The 2465-nt window shown below is 66.4% G+C and carries 1 protein-coding gene and 1 pseudogene; one reads left to right on the forward strand and one right to left on the reverse strand.

Annotated elements, in window-relative coordinates; genetic code table 11:
* Positions 1-90: 90 nt before the first annotated feature.
* A pseudogene (locus AOK11_RS20975) lies at positions 91-539 on the reverse strand (IS5 family transposase); the annotation flags it as partial.
* 528 nt (positions 540-1067) lie between these two features.
* On the opposite strand from AOK11_RS20975, the gene AOK11_RS20980 reads away from it, so the two are divergent.
* The gene (locus AOK11_RS20980; protein WP_240497428.1) at positions 1068-2333 is read left to right on the forward strand and encodes an IS256 family transposase; all 1266 of its coding nucleotides are present in this window, start codon (positions 1068-1070) and stop codon (positions 2331-2333) included.
* The last annotated feature ends 132 nt before the right edge of the window (positions 2334-2465 follow it).

A 2465-nucleotide genomic window follows, 5' to 3' on the forward strand; every position in this document is an offset into this window, starting at 1 on the left:
CAGCGAGACGATCACCACGACAGCGTCCCAGCTGCTACCGACGCTTCAGGACATGGGTACGCACCTGCAGCGATGACTTTCCGAGCGGTACAAGGTCACCGCGAGCGGGGTCCCGCGCGCGTCGGTGATCAGGTGGTGTTTCGAGCCCGTCCGGGCGCGGTCGACCGGGCTCGGCCCGGTTTTGGGCCGCCCCGCAGTGCCCTTACGTGGGAGGAGTCGACGGCGGCCCGGGAGAAATCCAGTTGGTCCGCGCCGCGCAGGCGGGCCAGCAGGATGGCCTGGAGCTGCTGCCAGACGCCGGCCTGGTTCCAGTCCCGCAGTCGGCGCCAGCACGTCATGCCCAAGCCGAAGCCCAGTTCCTGCGGCAGCCACTCCCACTGGATGTCGGTGGACAGCACGAACAGGATGCCCTGCAGAGCTTTACGGTCGTCCAGCCGCTTGCGGCCCTGATGATCGGGACGGCGCTCGATCTTCGGCAGCAGCGGCTCGATCAGCGCCCACAGGTCATCGTCGATCTCCCAGGGCTTGGGGCGGGACAGCACGCACACCTCCCGGCCGGAGCAGACCCCCTGCAATACGCTCAGAGTATTACAAATATCTTGTTTTGTTAGAGGTTCAAGAACCACCGCCAGTAGATCCGGGAGGCGCTGAAGTTCCGTCCCGCGACACGGGCGGATGAGCAACGGCTGATCGTGTGTCGCGGGGAACGGCGAGCATCCTCGAGTTCCTGGATCCTGCGATGGAGGCCGTCCCGGCGTACCGCCGCCGCGTACAAGAAGGGAGGGCCGCCCCGGACTACGGGAGGGTCTGTACGGTCAACGGCTCTGTCTCACATTCGGTGGTGACAAAGCGTCATCATTGATGTACCTGGTCCGAGCTTCAAGGAGAGCAGTCGCAGACGCGCCATCGAGCAGGGCAAGCACGGTGCTGACGATCACGTCACCCGCGCTGACCTGGGAGTGTCACTACCAGCAACGACAACTACTTACCGTCACCACCGAATGTGAGACAGAGCCCGGTCAACGGTGTAACTCCCGAGCTGGAAGCGACAGTTGATGACTGACGTGATGAGTGACATCGAGGCCGGGGAGGCCGCCGTGGATGCTGTGGATGACGGTCTGGTTGCCGAACTGGTGGCCAGGGCCCAGGCCGGCGGGGTGAAGCTGACCGGCGAGGGCGGTCTCCTGGCGGAGCTGACGCGCAAGGTGCTGGAGTCCGCGCTGGAGGGCGAGCTGACCGATCACCTCGGACACGAGCCCGGTGAACGGGCCGAGGGCGGCCGGGAGAACTACCGCAACGGCCACCGGTCCAAGACCGTGACCACCGAGGTCGGCCCGGTGGAGATCACGGTGCCGCGGGACCGTGCGGGCACGTTCGAGCCGCAGCTGGTCAAGAAGCGCCAGCGGCGTCTGGGCGGGGTCGACGAGATGGTCCTGTCGCTGTCCGCGAAGGGCCTCACCCACGGCGAGATCTCCGCCCACCTGGCCGAGGTCTACGGTACGGAGGTCTCCAAGAGCACCATCTCCACGATCACCGACAGCGTGATGGCCGGCATGGCCGAATGGCAGAACCGTCCCCTGGACAGCGTGTATCCGGTCGTCTTCATCGACTGCGTGAACGTGAAGGTCAGGGACGGTCAGGTCGCCAACCGGCCCGTCTACATGGCGCTGGCCGTGACGGCGGAGGGACATCGGGACATCCTGGGCCTGTGGGTCGGCGACGGCGGTGAGGGCGCCAAGTACTGGCTGCAGGTCCTCACCGAGATCAAGAACCGCGGGGCCCGCGATGTGCTGATGCTGGTCTGTGACGGCCTGACCGGCCTTCCGGATGCCGTCAACACGGTCTGGCCTGCGACGATTGTCCAAACGTGTGTGGTTCACCTGCTGCGGAATTCGTTCCGCTACGCGGCCAGGCAGGACTGGGAAAAGATCGCGAAGGCGCTCAAACCCGTCTACACCGCGCCGACCGAGGACGCCGCCCTGGAGCGTTTCCTGGAGTTCAGCGAGGCCTGGGGCAAGAAGTACCCGGCGATCGTGCGGCTGTGGGAAAGCGCCTGGGCGGAGTTCGTCCCCTTCCTCCGGTTTGACGTGGAGATCCGGAAAATCGTGTGCACCACCAACGCGATCGAGTCCGTCAACGCCCGCATCCGCAAGGCCGTGAGGGCCCGCGGGCACTTCCCCACAGAACAGGCCGCGCTCAAGTGCGTCTACCTCGCGGTGATGAGCCTGGACCCCAAGGGCACCGGCCGCAAACGCTGGACCATGCGCTGGAAGGCCGCACTCAACGCCTTCGACATCACCTTCGACGGCCGGCTCACCGCCGGACGCCGGTAGAAACAATCAACCGAGTCCCACCGTTCGCTGTACAGACCCCCCACCCGCGCGGTGGCCTTCTAGTCAGTCCTGCGCTGCCTGGGCCACGGGCCGGCGCGACGGGCACGCGGCGGGTCAGCCGGCCCGCCGCGT

The sequence above is a fragment of the Streptomyces hirsutus genome, assembly GCF_001418415.1.
Taxonomy (GTDB): Bacteria; Actinomycetota; Actinomycetes; order Streptomycetales; family Streptomycetaceae; genus Streptomyces; species Streptomyces hirsutus.

Excerpts from the sequence above, each read along its gene's own strand:
- AOK11_RS20980 (WP_240497428.1), top strand. The coding sequence starts at position 1,068 with ATGAGTGACATCGAGGCCGGGGAGGCCGCCGTGGATGCTGTGGATGAC.